19 protein-coding genes are annotated in these 22,177 nt (G+C 50.6%); 15 read left to right on the top strand and 4 right to left on the bottom strand.

What is annotated here, in order from left to right; translation table 11 throughout:
• Positions 1–45 precede the first annotated feature (45 nt).
• A complete protein-coding gene (locus F459_RS0107560; protein WP_245540111.1) occupies positions 46–1,401 on the top strand; it encodes a B12-binding domain-containing radical SAM protein in 1,356 nt (451 codons plus the stop codon).
• Positions 1,402–1,406: 5 nt separating this feature from the next.
• Here the strand turns inward: F459_RS0107560 and F459_RS0107555 are convergent, their stop codons facing one another.
• Positions 1,407–2,510 (bottom strand): NAD(P)H-dependent glycerol-3-phosphate dehydrogenase, encoded by a 1,104-nt coding sequence (locus F459_RS0107555; RefSeq protein WP_020612127.1) that lies wholly within the window; start codon positions 2,508–2,510, stop codon positions 1,407–1,409.
• Positions 2,511–2,645: 135 nt separating this feature from the next.
• On the opposite strand from F459_RS0107555, the gene F459_RS0107550 reads away from it, so the two are divergent.
• Positions 2,646–4,121 carry a trypsin-like peptidase domain-containing protein gene (locus tag F459_RS0107550; RefSeq protein ID WP_245540110.1) on the top strand — a complete coding sequence of 492 codons (1,476 nt, stop codon included), beginning with the start codon at positions 2,646–2,648 and terminating at the stop codon, positions 4,119–4,121.
• A 10-nt stretch (positions 4,122–4,131) separates the two neighbouring features.
• On the opposite strand, the gene F459_RS0107545 is transcribed toward F459_RS0107550, so the two are convergent.
• Positions 4,132–4,728, bottom strand: coding sequence for a DUF6657 family protein (locus tag F459_RS0107545; RefSeq protein ID WP_020612125.1), 597 nt, complete (start codon positions 4,726–4,728; stop codon positions 4,132–4,134).
• Between the two features lie 139 nt (positions 4,729–4,867).
• On the opposite strand from F459_RS0107545, the gene F459_RS0107540 reads away from it, so the two are divergent.
• Genes F459_RS0107540 through F459_RS0107525 form a run of 4 tightly spaced genes read left to right on the top strand, consistent with a single transcriptional unit; the run spans position 4,868 to position 8,082 of the window.
• Positions 4,868–5,395 carry a phosphoribosyltransferase gene (locus F459_RS0107540; RefSeq protein ID WP_020612124.1) on the top strand — a complete coding sequence of 176 codons (528 nt, stop codon included), beginning with the start codon at positions 4,868–4,870 and terminating at the stop codon, positions 5,393–5,395.
• Positions 5,392–6,315: a 1-phosphofructokinase family hexose kinase gene (locus tag F459_RS0107535; protein ID WP_020612123.1), complete on the top strand. Its 924-nt coding sequence runs from the start codon at positions 5,392–5,394 to the stop codon at positions 6,313–6,315. Before F459_RS0107540 ends, F459_RS0107535 begins: the two co-directional genes overlap by 4 nt.
• Complete coding sequence (gene mobA / locus F459_RS0107530) at positions 6,315–6,914, top strand: molybdenum cofactor guanylyltransferase (RefSeq protein ID WP_033301390.1); 600 nt, start codon at positions 6,315–6,317, stop codon at positions 6,912–6,914. Before F459_RS0107535 ends, mobA begins: the two co-directional genes overlap by 1 nt.
• Complete coding sequence (locus tag F459_RS0107525; protein WP_020612121.1) at positions 6,907–8,082, top strand: alanyl-tRNA editing protein; 1,176 nt, start codon at positions 6,907–6,909, stop codon at positions 8,080–8,082. The genes mobA and F459_RS0107525 overlap by 8 nt, the downstream gene beginning before the upstream one ends.
• On the opposite strand, the gene F459_RS0107520 is transcribed toward F459_RS0107525, so the two are convergent.
• Positions 8,079–9,656 (bottom strand): methyl-accepting chemotaxis protein, encoded by a 1,578-nt coding sequence (locus tag F459_RS0107520; RefSeq protein WP_020612120.1) that lies wholly within the window; start codon positions 9,654–9,656, stop codon positions 8,079–8,081. The two genes, F459_RS0107525 and F459_RS0107520, sit on opposite strands and share 4 nt — an antisense overlap.
• 156 nt (positions 9,657–9,812) lie before the next feature.
• On the opposite strand from F459_RS0107520, the gene F459_RS0107515 reads away from it, so the two are divergent.
• From F459_RS0107515 to F459_RS0107475, 9 genes are all read left to right on the top strand, one after another.
• Positions 9,813–10,094 carry a PQ-loop domain-containing transporter gene (locus F459_RS0107515; RefSeq protein ID WP_020612119.1) on the top strand — a complete coding sequence of 94 codons (282 nt, stop codon included), beginning with the start codon at positions 9,813–9,815 and terminating at the stop codon, positions 10,092–10,094.
• 28 nt (positions 10,095–10,122) lie between these two features.
• Entirely contained in the window at positions 10,123–11,688 is a 1,566-nt protein-coding gene (locus F459_RS0107510; protein WP_020612118.1) for a sensor histidine kinase, read from the top strand.
• A gap of 21 nt (positions 11,689–11,709) precedes the next feature.
• On the top strand, positions 11,710–13,200 hold the full coding sequence (thrC, locus tag F459_RS0107505; protein ID WP_020612117.1) for a threonine synthase: 1,491 nt from the start codon (positions 11,710–11,712) through the stop codon (positions 13,198–13,200).
• Positions 13,197–14,408, top strand: a complete 1,212-nt coding sequence (locus F459_RS0107500; protein ID WP_020612116.1) for a cofactor-independent phosphoglycerate mutase — start codon at positions 13,197–13,199, stop codon at positions 14,406–14,408. Before thrC ends, F459_RS0107500 begins: the two co-directional genes overlap by 4 nt.
• Before the next feature lie 182 nt (positions 14,409–14,590).
• The gene (locus F459_RS0107495) at positions 14,591–15,595 is read left to right on the top strand and encodes an SDR family oxidoreductase (RefSeq protein WP_020612115.1); all 1,005 of its coding nucleotides are present in this window, start codon (positions 14,591–14,593) and stop codon (positions 15,593–15,595) included.
• Positions 15,596–15,625: 30 nt separating this feature from the next.
• Positions 15,626–16,942: a helix-turn-helix domain-containing protein gene (locus F459_RS0107490; protein WP_020612114.1), complete on the top strand. Its 1,317-nt coding sequence runs from the start codon at positions 15,626–15,628 to the stop codon at positions 16,940–16,942.
• Between the two features lie 124 nt (positions 16,943–17,066).
• Positions 17,067–18,383, top strand: a complete 1,317-nt coding sequence (locus F459_RS0107485) for an amidohydrolase (RefSeq protein ID WP_020612113.1) — start codon at positions 17,067–17,069, stop codon at positions 18,381–18,383.
• Between the two features lie 28 nt (positions 18,384–18,411).
• Positions 18,412–19,260, top strand: coding sequence for a DUF3100 domain-containing protein (locus F459_RS0107480; protein ID WP_020612112.1), 849 nt, complete (start codon positions 18,412–18,414; stop codon positions 19,258–19,260).
• Positions 19,257–19,727: a hypothetical protein gene (locus tag F459_RS0107475; protein ID WP_020612111.1), complete on the top strand. Its 471-nt coding sequence runs from the start codon at positions 19,257–19,259 to the stop codon at positions 19,725–19,727. Before F459_RS0107480 ends, F459_RS0107475 begins: the two co-directional genes overlap by 4 nt.
• A gap of 69 nt (positions 19,728–19,796) precedes the next feature.
• Here the strand turns inward: F459_RS0107475 and F459_RS0107470 are convergent, their stop codons facing one another.
• Positions 19,797–22,112 carry a glycosyl hydrolase family 65 protein gene (locus tag F459_RS0107470; RefSeq protein WP_020612110.1) on the bottom strand — a complete coding sequence of 772 codons (2,316 nt, stop codon included), beginning with the start codon at positions 22,110–22,112 and terminating at the stop codon, positions 19,797–19,799.
• Positions 22,113–22,177 lie beyond the last annotated feature (65 nt).

Raw genomic sequence — 22,177 nt, 5'->3', positions numbered from 1 at the left:
GTGTGGAAGCTAAGATAACAAATAAAGGTGATTATGTCCAGTGGCATGAACTTTTTCGAATCCGACCATCCGGTGGCACTTTTTTTGTCCCCCCCGATTTATGATTTTGCGTTGTATGATCTCTTTCTGCGGCCCTATGGCCTTTTACGGATTGCCTCGTGGTTTCAGGCCTCCGGTTACCACGTCAGGGTGGTCGATGCGCTGGATCCCGATTTACCGCTTGGAGGCGGCAGAAGGCGGCCGAAGCGTAAGGCAAACGGGACAGGCAAATTTTTCCGTTCTCCGGTTTCTTTGCCTGAGGGAATGGCCCCGATTCCAAGACGCTACAGCCGCTACGGGGTTCCTCCTGCCATGCTCCGCTCGCTTCTGCTTGACGGACCTTCACCCGATGTTGTGTTTATCGCCGGCGGTATGACCTACTGGTACCAGGGGGTCGCGGAAGTTGCGGCTCTCTGTCGTTCCTTGTGGCAGGATATACCGATTATCGTGGGTGGAGTCTATGCCTCCCTTCTTCCCGGCCATTGCAACGCTCTACCCGGTGTCGATCTTGCGATTGTGGGGTCTCCCGACGCCGGCAGTGGTGCAGAGAGGCTTGCCCGCTTACTTGGGGAGCGGGCCTTGCCTGTTCCTGAAGGCGCCGTGCCACTGTTCCCTTTACTGCACCGGGCGATCATGCGCAACGGTGCCGCTCCTATCAGACTAAATCGGGGCTGCCCCTATCGCTGCGACTATTGCGCTTCACATCGTCTTGAACCTTCCTGGCGTGGTGGTGATGTCGAGCTGCTTTTTTCCTATGTACGGGAGTTGTACGAACGCTACGGGGTGAGGAATTTCGCCTTCTACGACGATGCGCTTCTTGTGGATAAAGAACGACTTTTTCTCCCTTTTCTCGATATGATTCTTCGCAAACTTCCGGGGCTCTCTTTCTGGACCCCGAATGCAATGCATCTCCGCTTTCTCGATCTCGAAACGGCAATTCTTATGCGAAGAGCGGGATTCCGGGAGGCCCGTTTCGGCTACGAGTCGGAATCGGAGGCGTTTCACCTTGAACATGACGGCAAATTCCGGCCCTCGGAGGCCTCCCGTTCCTTTCAGGCCCTGCGCCGAGCCGGTTTTAAGCGTTCCGATGTCTTGCTTTATGTTCTCGGCGCCCTCCCGGGGCAAAGCAGAGAGGCCCTGTTTTCAGCAATAAAAGGAGGAAGAGCCAGCGGCTTCGGTGTTCAGGTTGCCGAATTCAGCCCTGTTCCCGGAAGCCTGCTGTGGAACACCTGCGTCGAACAAAGCCGCTACCCCATAGATCGTGAACCCCTGTATCAGAATAACAGCTTCATGCCTATGGAGTGGGAGGGGCTGCGCCGAGAAGATCTGGAGGAAGCAAAGCGATTTGCCCGTATGGGGTGACGATGCTACTCGTTTCCCTCACTCGGCAAGGCGAAAGAGGGGCCGGTAAGCCCGCGCATGAGGGTCGTCAGGGCCTCGAGGGGCTCATGTTCCCTGTTCAGTATTCGGTATACCATGTCGCAGATAGGAAGTTTCAGCTTCTTGTCTTCAACAATGGCATGGACATACTTACTGGCAACCGCCCCTTCCGGCAGATAACCGATCTTATGGATGTTTCGTATCAGATCCTCGAGGTCTGAAAACTGTCTGGTGATCCCCGCTTTGATGATTTCACTCCCGAAACGGCGGTTCCTTCCGTAGCGGCTGCGGCAGGTCACGTCGAGGTCTCCAACCCCGGCTATACTGGTAAAAGTTTCAGGATGGGTCGCACCTATAGCCTGGCCGATTATCTGTATCTCATTTAACCCGGCAGCCAGTAAGAGGCTTTCGGTATTGTCGCCGAAGAGATCTGAAAGCTCCTTGAGCGCATCAAGCATGCCGAAGGCGATCGCGATGACGTTCTTGACGGCGGCACAGGTTTGTACACCGGTGGTATCGAGACTGGAGAAGAGCATCAGGTTTGTCGAGGCAAAGATCTGCCTGAACCGTATGGCATTTCGTCCGTTTGCCGATGCACTTATTAGGCCCGTCAGCTTTCCCCGGGCTACTTCTTCGGCATGGCTGGGGCCGGATAGATAGACCAGAGAGCCTTTATAGAAGCCGGGAAGATAATCCTCCAGCGCTTTGGTAATGAGGGTAGGGCCGAAACCAATATCGATAAAGCCCTTTGTCAGAACGCCGATGACCGTTTTCCCTTCCATAATTTCCGGAATGGTGATGAGTTTCTTTGCTATATCGACAATATAGAGAGAAGGAGTGGCAAGAATCAGATAATCTTTATTTCCAGCTGCTTCGTTGAGATCGGTGGTGGCAATGATCGTATCCGGTAGTGTCACACCAAGTAGAAAACGGCTGTTTTTCCGTTCCTTGTTGATTTCTTTCACAACCGATTCCATGGGTTCCCAGATAGTGACCTGATGGCCTTTTTCCGCCAGGACCTTTGCGACGGCGGTTCCCCATGCACCGGCATTAATAACCCCAATATGGTTTAGCTGTTGTTCGTTGCTCATGCCCCCTGTTATACCCCGACTCGGGGATGTTGAAAAGGGTGTGAATTGTGATACTATTAGGCAAGACCGTTTTTGCGAGGGTTTGTTGTGCAACTATTTCCGTTCCGATTCATCGGCCGATTTTATAGTACGTTTTTGTTTTTTTCTTTGGCGCTTTCATTCCTCCTGCCCGCTTCCCAGGCGGCTGCTTTGGAGAAGGAACGTTCCTTTCGACTTTTGACTCCGGGAAGGGTGTCGAGCGAGACTCTCGATGTTTCCGATGATGCTCCAGGCTATCTAACATATCGTTTTACCGTGCCCGAGGGGGTCTTCGGGGTGGAGGTAAAGCTTTTCGATTCCGCTGCGGACCTTGATCTCTTTGTGCAGTACGGAAGTGAAATACGCAGTTACGATCAGGTCGATTTCTACAGCATGAGCGACAACTACAATGAAACCATTTTCTTTAGCAGATTAACCGATCCCTCCCTCAAGAGCGGCATCTACTACCTTGATGTTGCATATCAGCGCAATAGTAAACCGAGGATCGACGGAGAGCGTTCCGATAAAATCCCCTTTTCTCTTTCGCTTCGTTTCATTGACGGCAAGGCTATATCGGCCCTTTCAGCCGGTACCCCAAGGGAAGCGACGCTTCAGCCTGAAGAGGGGATGAGCCGCCGCTTCTTTATCGACGTTCCGGAGGATGCCGGAGCGCTTCGTCTCGATATTACCGATGCGGAGGCGGATATTGATCTCCTTGTTTCCCGGGATAATCCCGTTGCCAACAGGGAAGAGGCCGATTATGTGAAGGAGAGTTTTCTCGGCAGAGAGAGTCTGGTCATTACCGGAAAATCGGACCCGCCCCTTGAGCCTGGACGTTACTATATCACGGCCTTCGACCAGGTCTCTTCCGATCATCCCGAGCGTTTTACCATCCTGTCGACCTTCGATCGTTCGGTACCGGAGCAGTTGAAGGAGATAGACCCTCTGCCCCTTCCTTCCGATGAGTCTGAGATTGTTTTACTCTCTACCGTTGAGGTCATAGGGACGGCAGGGAAGGGGAGTGGCTGTCTTGTCAGCAAAGATGGTCTGATCCTTACCAACTGGCATGTGGTGGAAAACTACGATGGAAAGGTATCACCTTCGATCTATGTTGCCGTGAACCTCGAAAACAGCATCCCGCCGAAGGAACTTTTTCAGGCTGAGCTTGTTGAATCCGATCCCGATGCCGATCTTGCTTTGCTGCGGGTCGATAAGGGGTTGAACGGCGAACTTCTCCCCTCGGGGTATCGTTTCCCTTATATCTCCGTTGGAGATTCCGCTTCGCTGAAGATTGGCCAGCCTCTTTCGTTTTTCGGTTATCCCGGTATCGGGGGGACCGGCTCCCGGGCTTCCATTTCGGTTACCCGGGGTATTGTGAGTGGTTTTGAAGCGGTGGGTGATCGTCTCTTCATAAAGACCGACGCCGAAATCAACAGCGGCAATTCGGGAGGGGCCGCCGTCGACGCCTATTATCAATTGATCGGCATCCCTACGGTAATCATAGGGGAAGAAGGAGGGCAGATCGCCTATGTTACGCCCGTTTCTGCCGTACCCGAGGCATGGCTCAAGACGATCAACCTCCACAACCTTTGATATAGTGTAATTACAGTTTCAGCAGTTGCCTGATTTCGCCTTTAGCCTGATCCAGCGCCTGTTGATATTGTTCTTCGAGGCGGCCGATGTTGCGATTCAGAAGTTGCATAAAATCCGGGTCCTGCTCGGGCTGCAGTGCCACCTTTTGGCCGTATTGACGACTGAGGGCTTCCTGCTTCGCATCCAGCTGGGGCTGATATTGTCTTTTTAGGTGATCGAGGATTTGTTCACGATTTTGCAGATATTGCTGGAAAAACTGAGTAAGCTGGTCCAATGTGTTTGCAGCCTGCTTTTTCTCACCGGTGACGACGGCAATCCCTTCTCCTATCCGCTTCAGCAGGTCTTCATCGACCTCTTCCCTCGGCAGGGTGATATTTGCTAACAACACATCGATGGTCGATGTTTTTACCGGACCGCGATCTTCTTTTTTTGTTTCCTTGAGCGCCTTTGCCAATTCATCGCTTGTCGCTTCGAGATCAAACAAGAATTTTGAAGCAAGACGGCGCCCCTGCTCTTCAAGCTCCTTACGTTTGATAGCAGCTTTGTCACCTACGATGTCGGCGGTGTTTTCGAGAGCAAGTTCCAGAGCCGATTTTATCTGTGCCATACGCTTTTCTCCTCTTAATGATGGTAATGTAACGCCTGTCGCCCCCCTTCGGCAAGTGATTACTCAAGGCCCGGACTCTTGCATCAAGGGGGGAGAACCCGATAGGATGACACTCATCCTCTTACCAAGGAGTAAGGCAATGGCCGCAGCCGAAAAATACTATCTTACCTATAATACCATTCATAAAGCTGTAAAGCATATAGCATCCCAAATCATGGAATCAGGTTTCGATCCCGATATTATTGTTGCAATCGGAACCGGTGGATTTATTCCCGCAAGGATGCTGCGAACCTTCATCGACAGGCCGATTTTGACCGTCGGACTTTCCTATTACGACGAATTCAATAAGCCCAAGGAGTTTCCCCGCAAGATTCAGTGGATCGATGAGGTAGAAAGCAAACTGAAAGGGAAAAAGATACTGCTCGTGGATGAGGTCGACGATACCCGGGTGACCCTCGAATACTGTCTCAGAGAGCTCCTGCAGCAAAAACCGAGTGAGATGGCGGTTGCCGTTCTTCACAACAAGCAAAAAAAGAAAAGCGGTACGATACCTCAGGCCGTAAAGCGTTACTATTGTGGTAAGACTCTGGATGATGTTTGGATCTGCTATCCCTGGGACGCGGAAGATATTGATGAGCAGGAGCGCCTTGCAGCCGTGGTCCGATGAAACAAATTCTCGTTGTTTGCCTGAACCCAACCCTTCAACGTACCCTGTTGTTTTCTTCCTGGAGTCCGGGAGAGGTCAATCGTGCCCGTTTGGGGCGCTTGGATGCCTCTGGTAAGGGGATAAATGTCGCCCGAATTATCAATCAATATGAAGGTTCCGAGGCCTTTTCCCTACACCTAAGCCATTGTCGCGGCGAAGAAGGTGGGCTTTTTGAAAGACTCTGCCGACAAGATGCTATTGAGATCGAAACGGTCGGGGGAGGCGGGGTTCGTACCTGTACGACCATTGTCGATGAATCGAAAGGCAGCGCCACCGAGTTCATTGAGCCTTCGACTCCCGTCGATGCTTCCACAGTCGTCGCTTTACAAAAGCGCTTTTCCGAATTGCTTGTTTCCTGTTCCCTTTTGGTTCTCTCCGGGTCGGTTGCTCCGGGCTACCCTGATGATCTTTTTGCAGGTTTCTGCCGTCAGGCTGCCGAACATGGAATTCCGGTGGTTGCCGATTTTCGTGGCAGTATGCTTCTGAAGGCTTTGCCTTTTCACCCGTCGGTGATAAAGATTAATTTGAGTGAGTTTGCCGCCACCTTTCGTCTCGGCAGTGGGCCGATCGGTGAGCAGGATGATGATCGTGAGCTTGTAAATGCCGCCTGGCCCATCATGGAGCGGCTTGATAAGAGCGGTTCTCCGGTGGTCCTTTCCAGAGGCGCTCGCGAGACGCTCTTTCTGAAAGAAGGAAAGCGAACCATGGTTCCAGCCCATCCTGTCGAGGCTCTTAATACCATTGGCTGCGGAGATGCTTTTACCGCAGGGCTTGCCCTCTCTCTTCTCGCAGGGGAATCCCTTGCTTCCGGTGTGGTCCTCGGCCATGAACTGGCATCGAGAAATGCCGAGCTACTGCGACCTGGTTCTATCCTTCCATAATGTATTCTTCGGGTCTGATTGCCGCTGTATTGGCGGGAGGCCGGAGCAGACGTTTCGGGCGCAACAAATGTGAGGTGATGTTTGGAGAAAAGAGCCTGGTTGAATGGGCCCTCTCTTATGCTCGCCGATATTCCGATCGCCTATTTTTGGTGACCAAGGGGCAAACGCTGCAGGACCATGGCGTTACGGTGCTGCATGATAGAAGTAAAGACCTTACGCCCATAAGCGGCATCATCACCGTGACCCCCTTTGTGGACTCCTGGCTTCTTCTCCTTTCCTGTGATACCATCCTTGCCTCTCCCTCAATGCTTGATCTCCTGTTCGAACGAAGGCAGGCCGGCAAGTCGGTGTTTTTTCGGATCGAAGACAGGCTTCAGCCCTTTCCTGCACTCTACCCCCGCGGGCTTTTATCCCGATGGGAAGAGGCCTTTGCGCGTTCAGATTATCGCCTCTCTTCGGTTATTACCGATATGCCGAGGGTGGAGATTGATGAAGAAGCACTTTCCGATGCGGGCTTTAATGCTCCCTTACTTTGGAATATCAACACCCCGGCGTCTTTGTCCGAGGCGAAGATTATGCTACTATCTTCCCATGACTGAGAAACTTTACTACCAAAACCAATATCAAAGTGAATTTAAGGCAGCGGTGCTTTCCTCCTCAAAAACCGACAAGGGATACGAGGTCCTCCTTGATAAAACCCAATTCTACCCCGAGGGCGGCGGGCAGCCTTCTGATACCGGCTGGATCGGAGAGCAGCCCCTCCTTGACGTGAAGAAGGTGGGAAGCGATGTTGTTCACCTTCTTCAGAATCGTCCTGCCGAGGGACCGGTTCTGTGTCGGCTTGATTGGAACCACCGTTTCGACTATATGCAGCAACACACCGCCCAGCATATTTTATCAGCGGTTCTCTATCGTGAATTCGGTATAAACACCCTTGCCGTGCACCTCGGCGAAGATGTTCTTACCATCGAAGTCGATCGGGAAGAGATCGATGAAGGGGTTCTCGAAAAGGTGGACTTTTTTGCACAGGAGCTCGTGTGCCGGAATCTGTCCATAGAGACCTTCTGGACCGATGATGAAAAGGTGGCCTCTTTTGATCTCCGCAGGACCCCAAAGGTCTTCGGCCATATCAGGATCGTCAGGCTTGGCAACTACGATGCCGTTGCCTGCGGCGGTGTCCATTGCAGTAAGACCGGTGAGGTCCTTCTGATTCGGCGCTGCGGCGTCGAGCGAATCCGCGGCCATATGAGAATCCAGTGGAAGGCCGGTGGTCGTGCATTTCGTGATTATGGGGAAAAAATGGAGCTGGTCACTCGTCTGTGTGAGCTCAATTCGGTAAAGAGTGATGGGCTGGAAGAACGGAGCAGGCAGCTTATTGCCGAACAGCAACGTTTAAAGGTCACTATCGAATCGCTTCGCCGCGAACAAGCCGCCGCAGAGGCCCGAAATTTGTCCGAGCAGGCGGCAAATGCTTCTTTTCTTTCACGCTCCTTTGCCGGACAGGAAAAAGATTTTCTCAGGAATGTTGCCGATGCTCTTCCCGAAGAAAAACCTCTGCTCGTTGCATTAACAAACAGGACAGAGAGCGGTGTGCAGTGGCTTGTTGCCGCTCTCGGAGGTCTCGACTTTCCCTTTAACGAATTACGAAAAGAGCTGCTTTCTGCCATTGACGGTAAAGGAGGAGGGAAGGCCCCGATGTGGCAGGGTATCGGTTCAAACCCTAAAGGAATCGAGGCCTTTTACGACCGTTGCCGAAAGGCTCTTTAACCGATTGCCCCTTTTGCGGCTGCTGTGGTGACTAACTCAGGCACCACCCCTTGCTCTTCCCAGTAGAGGCCCTTGAGATCGAAGGGAAGCAGTGCCTGCTGAATGGCGCTGCTCAGCAGTCTGAGTCCGTCGGCCATGTGATGAGAAATGGGGCTCTTCGAAAAGAGAAAGCAGGTAAAGATCGCTCCCGAAGGAAGAATCCCTCCATATCCAAGCTCACTTGCAATACCGTAGGGTTTGATGAAATCATCCTGGGCAGGGATGAAGCGGGAGCCGACGGTTTCCTCTACAAGCATATAGCCGTCGGTCAAAGAGGCGGCACTGAAATCGTCGTTTATTATAGGCGATATGATTCTCTGATAATCAACCTTCATGTTCCTGAACATCTCGGCCAGCATAGGCATAATCTCCAACTCTTGCTGTGATCTCGGAAGGGAAATTGCCTTGTGATGTACCGATCTGGTCCTCTCGTTCCACGCCGCTTCGCTGCCCTTTGTCGCCATTAGACAAAGATAGCGGCCGGAAGCGCTTTGTTTGTTTCTGATTGCTTGGGCAGCCGTCGAATCGAGCTTTTCTTCGGGGAGGGCGACGAACAAGCGGGCAAGGGCGAGGGTATGGTTACCCTGCTCATCCCGAAAATGGTTGTAGATGGTATCGATGATCCACTTCGCCATCTCTTCCATATTTGTGGTCTCTTCCGGCCGTGTGATCAGTTTGGTGAAGATTGAAGTAACGGTCTTGTTAAAATCGAATTCATTTTGGAGTGAGAGAAAAAATCCATTTGCATTTTCCTGCAGCCGTTCGACCGCTTGCTGCATCTGACTTATTGCCGCTGAGAATTGATGGGAAATGGCCGAAAGCTCTTCTGCACCGGAGGCAATCTGCCCCATTTCGTTGTTTATGTTCTGGATCGATGCAGCAGCCTCTGCAATGGTGGCCCCGTTGCTTTTTATTCGGTCGACGATCTCTTTATTACCGGAAGTAAGGCTTTCTATCACCTCGCCGATATGATTGACCGAATCTTCCTGTCGGGAAATAATCTCTCCCGCCTTCGTGGATAGATTACTAATCTCCTGAGCCACAACCTTAAAAGGGGCTCCGACCACTGTGCCCGCTCGTGCTGCCTCGATCGACCCGTTGATGCTCAATAGGTGAAGCTGTTCGGCTATATCGTGGTTATCGGCTATCATGGCCTTTAAAAGTGAGGATAATTCTCCGAGGTTTTCGATAGAAAGGGAAAATTCTTCCATCGCCTCGACCCCCGACTGACTATTTTTATCGATACTTGTCTGCCCTGCGGCAATACTATCCAAATGTCCTTTTTGAGCGGTGACCGCCGAGAGTAGCGTGTCTGCCGCATCGGCCACCTCTCCGACCCCCGAAACCATCTTATCGAGGATTTCAGATACCTGCTCAAGGTCCTGCATCATACCCGTTTTGTAGGACGAAAGAGACGATTCGACCAGGTTCTGGCTGGAATCGATCAACTCCAGCATGAGCCTCCGCTCAAATTTCCACCCCTCTCGTTCGAAGTCGCATGATTGTTCTTCCTGTGTCTTTTTTCCCATATTCATAAGTGAAAATATAACCTTTTTACCTCGAAGAGGAAAGCGAGTTAAGAAGAGTCTCAGGTCTCTCGCTGCCTAAGGCTCGGTCTTCAACGCAGGGCCTATGCCTCTCTTGACCGCCTCCCCGGGAGCCGATAGGATGCTCTGGAGGGTTTTACTTGAATGAGTCCTTTTGAAATTATTATGCTGCTCTGTTTTGGTGCCGCCTGGCCCGTTTCAATACAAAAAAGTTGGCGTTCGAAAAGTACCGGAGGGAAAAGCATCGGCTTTCTCTTTGTTATCCTGACCGGCTATGTGGCGGGAATAATTCATAAGCTTTTTTACAATTACGATCCGGTAATCTTCCTTTATGCACTTAATTTTTGTCTGGTAGCTGTTGATGCCATGCTTTACTTTCGTAACCGCCGGATAGAAAAAGCTTCTAGCCAACTGGTACAGGAGTAGAAATCCAAGCTCTCAAGGGGAGTGGTCTATGGCTGTCGAACCCGTTCTTCCTGTTCCCGGTGAAGACGAATGGGAGGATTGCTTCGATGAAGCGGAGAAATTTTTAGAAGAAGATCCTTCCTCTTCCAATGTTGTGATGGATAAGCAACTGCTGAAAAAGCTTCTCTTCCAATTACACTCGTTACGGGATGTGGAGTTGCTTTGGCGCAATGCCCTGGAGAGTGCGGGAGACGGTGTCTGGGATTGGCATATACCATCGGGGCGGGTCTTTTTTTCTCCTTCCTGGAAACTGATGATCGGTTATCGTGATGATGAAATTTCCAATCGTTATGAAGAATGGTACTCCCGGGTCCATCCCGATGATATTGCTCAGGCAGAAAAGGATCTCTGGGACCAGATAGAAGGGCGAACTCCTTCCTATCGAAATCAGCACCGCCTGCGGAAAAAAGACGGGAGCTGGTGCTGGATTCTCGACCGCGGTAAGGTTGTTGAGCGTGATCGGGAAGGAAAGCCCCTGCGAATGGTTGGTACCCATACCGATATCACCCCCCAAGTTCTGCTTCGGCAGGAGCTGGAGCGGCATCGGCGATTTTTTACTCGAGCCCAGGAGATTGGAGAAATCGGCCACTGGGAAATCGACTTGAAGTCGGGATTGGCCGACGGATCGGAAGAAACGCGTAAGATTTACGGAGTGGCGGATGGCTTTTTGACCCTGGAAGAGGTCCAATCAGCTCCCCTGCCTGAGTATCGTCCGCTCCTTGATAAGGCTCTGAAAGAACTCGTCGAGAATGGTGTGCCCTACGATGTGGAATTTCGCCTCCGCTCCGGCAGCGGAGAGATCCTCGATGTCCATTCGAAGGCGGAATATGACCGCGAATATCATATGCTTTTCGGGATCATTCAGAATATCACCGATAGAAAGAGTGCCGAACGTCAAATTCGTGAGCTGTTGTCGGAGAAAGAGCTTTTACTTCGTGAGGTTCATCATAGGGTAAAAAACAATATGAGCCTCATTGCTTCCCTTATTTCTCTGCAGAGTGCCGAATTGCACAATAGCGAAGCGGTCGAGGCTCTTCAGGAGCTCAAGGGAAGGGTGAACGGCATGCAGCTGCTCTATGACAGGCTTTACCGGACCGATCGGTATGATCGCTCCGCTCTCCATGACTATCTTGGAGAGCTTCTTTTCGAGATCAAGCGTAATCTGCTCCCTCCCGGGGATTTGAAAATCGAGGTCGATATCGAAACCATCTATCTGAATATTCCCAAGATTTTTCCCATAGGGATTATGGTGAACGAATTGGTGACCAATGCAATCAAGCATGCCTACCGTGTGACGCCAAAGGGCGTTATCATGATTCGTGTGAAGCGCCTAAACCCTGATCGGGGGCTGCGGATTATTGTTCAGGATGATGGTTCGGGCATACGCGAAGGAATCAGTGCTCAGCGGGGCGGGGGATTCGGACTGGAAATGGTGCGGTTGATGGTCCGGCAGTTGTCGGGCGATATTGTTCTGGAACGGCTTAGCCCCACAGGGACTGCTTGGCACCTCACCTTTCAGCAACTTACGCCCTCTCTCCCGCTTGAACAGGGATAATCCTTCCTCTATCATGCAGATATGGCAGAGATTACCTATCACAGCACAAGGGACGCCGCACGTGAGGCAATTCCCTTTTCACAGGCCGTTGTACGGGGTATTGCTCCCGACGGCGGCCTCTATGTTCCCTCTTCTTTTCCAACCCTCAATATCACCGATCCGCAGCTTGCTGCTCTTGATTATGAGGAACTTGCGGAGAAGGTCCTTTCCCTTCTGATTACCGATTTTTCGAAAGAGGAACTCTCCTCCTGCGTCCATCGGGCCTATGGCTCGGGCTTTCGTCACCCTGGGGTGGCACCGATACATAGCTGTGGGAATGTTCACTTTATCGAGCTCTACCATGGACCGACCCTGGCCTTTAAGGATATGGCCCTCTCTATTCTCCCTCATATTCTCACCACCGCCGCCGGAAAGCTCGGGATCGATGACACCATCGTGATCCTTACCGCCACCAGCGGTGATACGGGAAAGGCTGCCCTTGAAGGCTTTGCGGATGTTCCGGGAACGCAGATCGTGGTGTTTTATCCCACCGATGGGGTCAGTGAGGTCCAGAAACGTCAAATGACGACCCAGGAAGGGGCCAATACCCATGTTGTTGGGATTACCGGTAATTTTGATGATGCCCAGAACGGCGTCAAGGCGATTTTTGCCGATGGCGAGATACGGGAACGAATCGCCCGAAGGGGCTACCGCTTTTCCTCCGCCAATTCCATCAATCCGGGGAGACTGCTTCCGCAGATTGTGTACTATATCAACGGCTATCTTGAACTTGTACGACGAAATACAATTCGGCCGGGGGAAAAAGTACATGTTGTCGTGCCGACCGGCAATTTCGGCAATATCCTTGCAGCCTGGTATGCCCGTCACATGGGGCTGCCTGTGGGGCGCTTTATCTGTGCCTCAAATAGTAACAACGTTCTTACCGATTTTATACGGACCGGGCGCTATAGCCTGGATCGGAGATTTTCTCCCACCATCAGTCCCTCCATGGATATTCTCATCTCCAGCAATCTTGAACGATTTCTTTACGAGCTGGCCGACCGGGACCCGGCAAAGGTTGTCTCCCTTATGAGCGACCTAAAAAATGACGGCGTTTATGAGATCGATCGGACAATGATGAAAAACATGGACGATTTTTATGGGGGCTTTGCCGACGATACGTCAACAGTATCGGCAATCGAAGAGCTATATCGTACATATGGTTATGTGGTGGATACCCACACCGCTGTCGGATATCGGGTCTATCAGGATTTTCTGCGGGAAACCGGGGACGACCGGCCGGTGCTTCTTGCCTCGACGGCAAGTCCCTTTAAGTTCAGCAGGAGTGTTGCCGATGCGGTCGGTGTTCCCGTGGAGGGAAAGAGCGATTTTGAATTGATTGACCTCCTTGCGGAGCGGTGCTGTCTTGATATTCCTGCTCCGATCAGAGGAATCGCGGATCGTCCTATTCGTCATCCTGAAACCTGCAAAAAAGATGAAATGGCAAGGGTCGTAGAGGAGCTTTTATCATGAAATTTCTTACCGTTCTGGCCGACGGCATGGCCGACTATCCCCTTGATGAATTGGGCGGGAAGACCCCCCTGGAGGCGGCTTCTATCCCCGTTGTCAACGAACTTGCATCCCGGGGAGAGGTCGGATTGGTAAAAACCATTCCCAACGGCATGGCCCCCGGTTCCGATGTTGCAAACCTCTCGGTGATGGGTTACGAGCCTGAACGGTACCATACCGGTCGTTCTCCTCTGGAGGCGGCGAGCATGGGGGTGGCTCTTTCCGATAGCGATGTGACCTTTCGCTGTAATCTTGTGACACTGAGGGGGAAAGGCGACTACGAAGAGATGACCATGGAGGACCACTCTTCCGGTGAGATCACCAGCGAAGAGGCTGGTGAATTGATCGAAGCGGTAGGGCGTGAGCTTGGCGGCGGGGGATTGGAGTTTTTTCCTGGGGTAAGCTACCGTCACCTTTTGGTCTGGCGGGACGGTCCCTTCGATTTTTCTTTTACCCCTCCTCACGACATCCTTGAACGAAAGATCGCCGATTACCTGCCTTCGGGGCCCTATGGAGAGCGTTTTCTCAAGCTGATGAAGACCTCCAAGGCAATCCTGGAAAACCATCCGGTAAACCAGCGGAGAAAGGTGCGGGGCCTGAATCCCGCAAACTCCATCTGGATATGGGGAGAGGGAAAGAAGCCCGTGCTTCCTCCGTTTCGAGAACGTTTCGGCATCGGCGGATCGGTTGTTTCCGCGGTGGACCTTATCCGCGGAATCGGAATTCTGGCCGGCCTTCGCTCTCTTGAAGTTGAAGGGGTGACCGGTACCATACATACCAATTTCAAAGGTAAGGCCGATGCTGCGATTCGTGCCTTCGGGGCCGGGGATGAGTTTGTCTATGTTCACCTTGAGGCCCCGGATGAGTGTGGCCATCAGGGTGATGTCCCGGGAAAAGTGCGCTCCATGGAGCTGATCGACGAGAAGATCATTGCCCCCATCTATGCGGCGCTGAAGGCATCCGGGGAGCCCTACCGAATTCTCGTTCTTCCCGATCATCCGACTCCCATATCGTTGCGTACCCATGTTGCCGATCCTGTGCCCTATGTACTCTTCGACAGCGAGCAGGAGCTTTTCAATCCCGAACACCGTTTCTCCGAGGCATCGGGGAAGGAAACGGGAATTTTCTTTGATCATGGACCAAAGCTGATGCGGCGTTTCACCGCACGATAGGAATGTCTTAGTGTTCGGAATCCTGGTGGTGTGCGAGCCACTTTGCCGGTAAAATACTTGCTTTTATGCCAATGCTTGCTTTCTCCCATAGTTTTGCTTTCAATTGGCTACGGGAAATGGAATTATGTTCCTTCAACCACCAGGATTCCGAACAGTAGATAAAGATTACTGGAGGATATGTCATGAAAGTTTTGTTTATCGGAGGAACGGGAAATCTTTCCCTCGACTGTTCCCTTCGGGCGATCTCCCAGGGCCACCATCTCTACCATCTAAATCGAGGTCACAGTTCCCTTTCGGTCCCAGGCGTTCAAACCATCGTCGGGGATATGAATGATGAGGCAGCGATCGCCTCAAAACTTGCGGGAATGCACTTCGATGCGGTGGTTGATTTTATCGCTTTCAACCCCGATCAGGTGGAGCGGGATATTCGCCTGTTTACTGGTAAGACGAAGCAGTATATCTTTATTTCCACCGCCTCCGCTTATCGCAAGCCTCCGGTCCATCATGTGATAACCGAGGCGACCCCTTTGGAGAATCCCTATTGGGACTACTCTGCAAAAAAGATTGCCTGCGAGCAGCTTCTTGAGAGAGCGTACCGTGCGTCCGGCTTTCCCGTCACCATTGTCAGGCCTTCTCATACCTACAGCAGTCGGTGGATTCCCACAGCGTGGAGCTCTTCCGATTTTACCGTTGCCGCCAGGATGCTGGCGGGAAAAGAGCTCGTTGTTCATGGCGACGGACAATCCCTCTGGACCCTCACCCATACCAGAGACTTCGCCGTTGGCTTGGTTGGCCTTCTCGGTAACCCTGCGGCCATTGGCGAGGCTTTTCAGATCACCGGGGATCAAGCTCTTACCTGGGAGGCCATTCACATGGCTGTTGCCGCAGCCCTTGGTGTTGAAGCGAGGATCGTCCATGTACCATCGGATTTTATCGCTGCGGTCGATCCCGAGATGGGAGCCCATTTTCTCGGCGACAAGGCCTGCTCGGCCCTCTTCGACTGTTCCAAGCTCAAACGCCTTGTGCCCGAGTTTCGAACGACCATTCCCTTTCCTCAGGGGGTTCGCGAATCGGTAGCATGGTATCTTGCCGATCCTGCCCGCCAGTGCGTAAATGAGCAGATCGACGAGGTGATTGAACGGGTCCTTAGTGCCTGGCACCGGGGAATGCAGGCAGCGCTTTCCTGATACAATGTAATACATCATAAGGAGCTTTGAGTGCGTTTTCAGGTTGGACTTATAGCCCCTCTTTGGTCATCGGAAAGGATCCTTGAGATAGCCAAAGAGTTTTCTGATGACCTGGAGCTTATTCCTTTTGTCTTTGAACGGCTGGAGGAAATTGCAGATATTCTCGATGAACATATGGAAGCCTTTCCTTTCTGGCTTCTTTCCGGCCCCTTGCCTTTTGCAGTTGCAAAGCATCATGTAGGCTCTGTTGAAAATCTTATATATTGCCGAGTGACGGAAACCGGACTTTTGATGGAACTCTTGAAGATGGCATTTGAATGTCATTCATTTCTGGAAAAGTTATCGATTGATTTTATTGATGATGCTGCTGATATTGAAGAGGTGCTGAATGAATTGGGCCTCCCGCGACATGATGTTAAGGTGAAGCGCTATAAGATTCCTGTAGTTGAAGAAGAGATCCTCAAGTTTCATCAAGATTTGTGGGAAAGCAAAGCGATACAGTACGTAATAACAACAATCCCTTTTGTATACAAATATCTCAAGCAGAAAGGTATTCCTGTATACGGGGTGCATTCATCACGGCTTGAAATTCGCCTGTCGCTTGAACTCCTTATAGAAAAAATCCGCGGTTCCTATTTCCGTAATACGCAGTCGAGTTTGGTAATGTTTGAGATAGAAGATTTTGATGCGCTTATTGAAAAGGCCCAAACTCCTTATAAACTTCAGCTTTTAGAATTGAAAATTCGTAATATGCTGCTTATGTACAGTGAGGGAATTGGCGGGTATCTTGTTTATAAGGAAAACGGCCATTATGAAATTTTTGCTTCCCGAGGGCGTATTGAACAAAAAATCAGTGAACTTCAGGATGTAAAAACTTCAATCGCCCTTGACTTGGACAGTACTATTACTATCGGCATTGGATATGGTGAAACTGTTTTTGCTGCCCAGATTAATGCATATAAGGCCTTAAAGCATTCCCGGCAGGGGAGACGTATCGTTGTTGTGGAAGATGGGCGTGAAATCATCGAATATGGTAGTGAGGCTGGAGCGTTGCAGTATGGTACCTCATCCGATGATGAGGTACTGAATCGTCGTCTGCGTGAAGCAAAGGTCAGTATCAGGACATATAGGAAAATACAGGCTTATTCCCGTAACTTAAGTCCGGATGGTTTTTCTGCGGCTGAAATAGCACAACAGATGGGAGTAACCAACCGTAATGTTCGTCGAATATTGGCCGGCCTTTTCCGTGTTGGTCTCGTTAAGGCTATAGGGGAAGAGAGTATTGGGGCCAGTGGTCGGCCTGGACGGATTTATCAATTTGTACCGATCGATCAATCTCTTTCATAGGATCTTTCGGTAGAAAAATGTGGACAGGATAGATAAGGCATGGTATAAATTACGGTATAATTAAGGAATAATTCCTTAATTATACCGATAATAATGCGCATATGCGAAAAAGGAACATACAAAGATGGCAAGTGAGACGCAACAAATGGAGACGGAAATTTCGGCCCTATTTTCCGAAGCCGTTGAATGGAGAAGAAGTTTACATCGACACCCTCAATCGGGATGGTTGGAATTTTATGCTACGGGCTTTGTTGCAAAAAAACTTGAATCCTGGGGATATCAGGTTTTGTTGGGTGATAAGATAATTGACCCTCATTCGCGTTTGTTTTTGCCTGCTCCCGAAACCATGGATGAGGCGTATGGGAATGCCCTTTCGGCTGGTATTGATGAACAGTATATTCGTCCTGCCAAAGGAGGTCTGACCGGTGTTGTCGGTATTATTCAGGGAAAACAACCTGGTCCTGTGATTGCATATCGGTTTGATATTGATTCCTTAGAAATAACCGAAACAAACAATCCGGAACTGGCAGCTAACAAAGAGGGCTTTGTTTCCTGCTATAGAGGATATGCACACATGTGTGGCCATGATGCAAATACGGCAACAGGACTTCTATTAGCAAAATATCTCTCACAAAGAGTCGACTCATTATGCGGTACCGTTAAATTGATTTTTCAGCCGGATGAGGAACGGCTATCGGGTGCTAAATCCATGGTTGCCGCAGGTGTTGTCGACGATGTTGATTATTTAATGGCCGGGCATATTGCGGCAACCATGGCTGAAACTGGAGCTGTTGCTTTTCATGTTTCAAATATGCTGTCGGTATCACGTTCTGAAATCACCTTTCACGGTGCATCGGCCCATTCTACAGGAAGACCGGATCTCGGCAAAAATGCAATCCTCGGCGCCTGTAGTGCCGCTTTGAATCTTCACACCATTGCCCGACACGGAAATGGCCTTTCTGTAGTCCATGTCGGTAAGATTACCGGTGGCGACAGCTGGAATAATGTAGCGGACCGCGCCTCATTGTGGATAGAAGTCCGGGCAGCAAGTTCCGATATTGATGCGTATCTTCAACGGAGAGTGCAACAAGTCTTGGAGGGGGCGGCCGAAAGCTATGATTTGCATGTGGAGAGTCGGTTGGTTGTGAGTTCTGAAGCGGGCCATAACTCTCCTGAACTGATAGAGCTTGGAAAGCGGGCAATCGATGGGCTTTCTTGTGTAACTGCTGTTCCTACGGCGCAGGTCAATGCTTCTGAAGATTTTGTGGCCATGGCAAACATTGTCCGGAGGCGGGGAGGGCAGGCCATGTATATGCTTCATGGAAGTCCTGTGGGAGGAGGCCTCCATAGTGATTCGCTCGAAATTGACGAAAAGGTAATTCGCAATGCTGCAGTCACATATGCGGCGATCTACGAAGCGCTTACAAAATTTACTATATAGAAGAATTACAACATTATAGGAGGTTTGCATGAAAGGAGGCAAAGGTACAGATTCAGGAGCATTGGGCGGTTTTTTCGCAGTTGTAAAAGACAGCCGGCTCATGCTATCTGTCGTCGGCATCGTTGTTGTATCGGAATTGATAGGAATTGTCAAAATCCCTTTAGGTGCTTCTCTGTCAATAGCACTGTTTCCGATGCTCTATGCCATGATTTTGGGAATGTTTTCTTACTTTTTAAAAGCGGTGAAAAAAGAACAGAGCGAAAAAGCAGAGAACATGATTTTGTTAGCGATCCTTCCTTTGATAGCGAAACTTGGTATGTCTATTGGGCCATCCCTTTCTAAGCTATCGGATATGGGACTTGCTATCTTACTTCAGGAATTCGGCCATGTCGGTTCAATTCTTATTGCCCTACCTATTGGTCTTTTGTTTGGGTTTCGCCGTGAATTAGTGGGAATGACCCACTCTATTGGCCGGGAGGCAAATGTATCACTTATTGCCGAACGTTACGGTATCGATTCGGATGAGGGAAGAGGGGTTATGACCATTTACATTGTCGGAACCTTGTTGGGGACCCTGTTTTATGGATTGATGGTTCCCGTTTTTGTAAAAATGATTCCCTCACTCCATGTTGAAGCGTGGGCCCTTGCATCCGGGGTTGGCAGCGGCAGTATGATGGCTGCTTCCAGTGGGGCCCTTAGCACCGTTTTCCCCGATCGTGCCAAAGATATCTTGGCCTATGCTGGGGCCAGCCAGGTTTTGACGACTGCAACGGGATTGTATATGTCAATTTTCATTTTCTTACCTCTTACCAACCGCCTCTATGCGTGGTTGTCGCCTATTATCGGAAAGAAAAAGGATGAGGAGAAAACAATATGAGTGATTCCGCTTATTCTCTGAGGTTTGTTTCAACGTTTTGTATCTTGCTGGTTGTTTCTCTCCTGATCATGTTGGGAATTGGGGTTGGCTACCATACCTCTCCTCTGGAAGTGATGCCGGGTCTGCTTCTCTTTGCGTTTCTCTCTCTTGGTGGACTTCTTCTTGCCGATATTATTCCTGTTCCCTTTCCCGCTGTCGGGTGGGTGGCTGTTTTAGGTGTCATCTTTTCTGTTCCGGGTCTTTTCCCCTGGACCGATTCCTTTATTGATTATGCAAACAGGATTCCTTTTCTTGCCACCGCCACCCCGCCATTAGCTTTTGCAGGGATAGCGGTGGGAAAAGATTGGAGTAAATTTAAAAAGGTCGGCTGGAAGGGAATATTTGTTGTTTTTCTCGTATTTTCCGGTACATTCGTGGGTTCCGCTCTGGTTGCGGAATTTCTGCTTCGCCTGACAAAAGCTATCTAGGAAATTCTTTTTTACAGTGTATTTTGCTTCTTTCATGAGCCGCAGCAGGACTGCGGCTTTTATTCTTTGTTACAAATGAACTTCCACATTTTCTCCCGCCGCAAGTTCCACTACTTTTTCAGGCAATAGAAGGGGTATCGACTTCCCCTTTCCTTTATGTTCGAAAATGGCCCGTTCTTTCTCCACAGTAACTTCGATTCTGTTGCCATGGTAATAAAAAGGGAACGAGAGCTTTTTCCACACTTCAGGCAAAGCCGGTTCAAAGCGGATTCCCCTTTCGCACGCCTCTATGCCGGCAAAGCCCTGTATTGCCATCTGGCGGGCGATGCCGCATGCTGCGGTATGAATACCCCCGATGAAGGTACCTCCGCTTATGGCCGGCTTGGAATTATAGAGGTCGATGAGCCCTGCATCGAGAAAATAGCGATAGGCCTCATCGGCGAAACCGAGGCGGGCGGCCACAATGGCATGGATCGCCGGGCTCAAAGATGAACGGTGTTGTGTCCGTTTCTCATAATAGCGATAGTTGCGACGCATCGTCTCTTTGTCATACAGGTGAGGGTGCTGGTAAAAAAGTTGTATCACATCGGCCTGCTTGATCACCTGGGTTTCGAAGGCAATGCCGTTTGGCCAGCCCCAGTACTCATTACTGTCTTTCAGGCGTCCGGCAAGCTCGGAGGGCGCTATATCCTCCAAATCAAAATAGCCGTCGAATTGAGGAAGTAACCCCGTCGTTGGATCTATACCAGGGATGAAGAGTTTGTCGGCGATGTCGTTCCAAAGTGCGGGTTCTTGTTCTTCAAGTTGCAGTAGTGATGTGAGCTCCTCAAGGCGCTTTGGGTGGTGTTGTTTCAGGTTTTGCAGGGTTTCAAAGGCTTCGGTAAGTGCGAAACGACACTGGACGTTGGTAAAAAGGTTGTTGTTTGCATTCTCATGGTACTCGTCGGGACCTATTACCTGGTGGATTTCATAGCGGCTCTTCCGGGGAAGCCAGACCACCCTGCTGGCGATAAACCTGGCAACCTCAAAGAGAATTTCCGCCCCCTCTCCAACAGAGAAAGAGTCATCACCGGTGGCAATACGGTAGCTTCGTATGGCATAGGCAATATCTGGGCTTATGTGAATTTGCCAGTCGTTGAAGTGGTTCCTGATTTTCCTTCCTGTCAGCACATCCTTGAAAAAGTAGTCGGGACAAAGCTCGTCACCGCTGTCACCGCTGATCCAGGCGTAAAAGGCCCCCTCGAAACCGAGTCGGGCCGCCTTGCGTCTTGCTCCGTCCAAGGTTTTGTATCGATAGCTTAAAAGCCGTCGTGCCGTTTCCGGCTGGGCGTAGAGGTGTCCGGGAAGGTTGAATATCTCCTGGTCCCAAAATGCCGCCCCCTGATATGCCTGGCAGGAGAGCCCTCTGGCCCCGATGGGAAGATGGTCGCTATGGGAGGGGGTGGCAATGACGTTGTGATAGGTATTGAAGTTAAGTATGCCCCAGGCATCATCATCACTATCGACGGAAGCAGTGTAACGTTCCCAGATCTTTTTCCAGCAGGCCTCGTGTTCCTCTCGTATGGCATCAAAGCCTTGCTCTAAAAACTGCTTTGCGTCTTCTTCCGACTCTTCCTGGGGATGGGGTAGGTCCCGGGAAGAGTATATACTTACACCTACATCGATGGTTACGCTTTCGCCTGCCCTGAGGGCGAGGCGAAAAGGGCGCAGCATGATGCCTTCTTGTATCATAAAATTGGACCCTTCCCTTGGCTTTGTTCCATTTAGAAGAAGAGCCTGGCGGAGGGCTATATCGATACCGGACTGGCCTGTTCTCATATCGATGCCCGGACCAGCATTAGTGGCTTGTTGCGCCTGGGAAAGTGTTGCAAAGTGATTGCCATTGAGGCTCCATACATCGGTATCGATACCGACAACCGCGATTATGGAACAATCGGTATCTGCAGAGAGAACCATGCGCTGAGCAAGGAGATGGATGCCGCTGATATTTGCCAGCCGAGTGAAGGAGCAGGTAATGCGCCCGCTTTCTGGAAGGTCGAAATCCATGGAGCCCGATAACAGTGCCTTTTCCAAATCAAGGCGCAGGAAGCTTTTTGCCTCGGGGGCAGTTGATGTCTGTAAGGCTTTTCCTTCTCCATTTTCTACCCGAAAATAGAGGCCGTTTGGTATCGAAGAAAGTTCGCTCCAGATTCCATCAGCGTTGTCCCAGGTATCCTCGACCACACAGGCAACATATGATTCTTTTCGCCAATGGGGAAAGGTTCCACGGTAGCCGAGGTATCCATTTGCGCAGAGAAAGTTGCTGCCCATTGCAACGACTCCTTCCTTGTTGTGTGCATCCTGTTCGAGTAGCCAAGGGCCTGCGAAGTGAGGCGAGCTCTTCATTATTTACTCCTTTCGATATATGAGTTTTCGTAGTATAATTGGTTATGCAACCGTGTGCAATGACG

The sequence above is a fragment of the Sediminispirochaeta bajacaliforniensis DSM 16054 genome (genome assembly GCF_000378205.1).
Classification (GTDB): domain Bacteria; phylum Spirochaetota; class Spirochaetia; order DSM-16054; family Sediminispirochaetaceae; genus Sediminispirochaeta; species Sediminispirochaeta bajacaliforniensis.
Note: the sequence above shows the minus strand (reverse complement) of the source record. Positions and strands in the feature narration are given on the sequence as shown.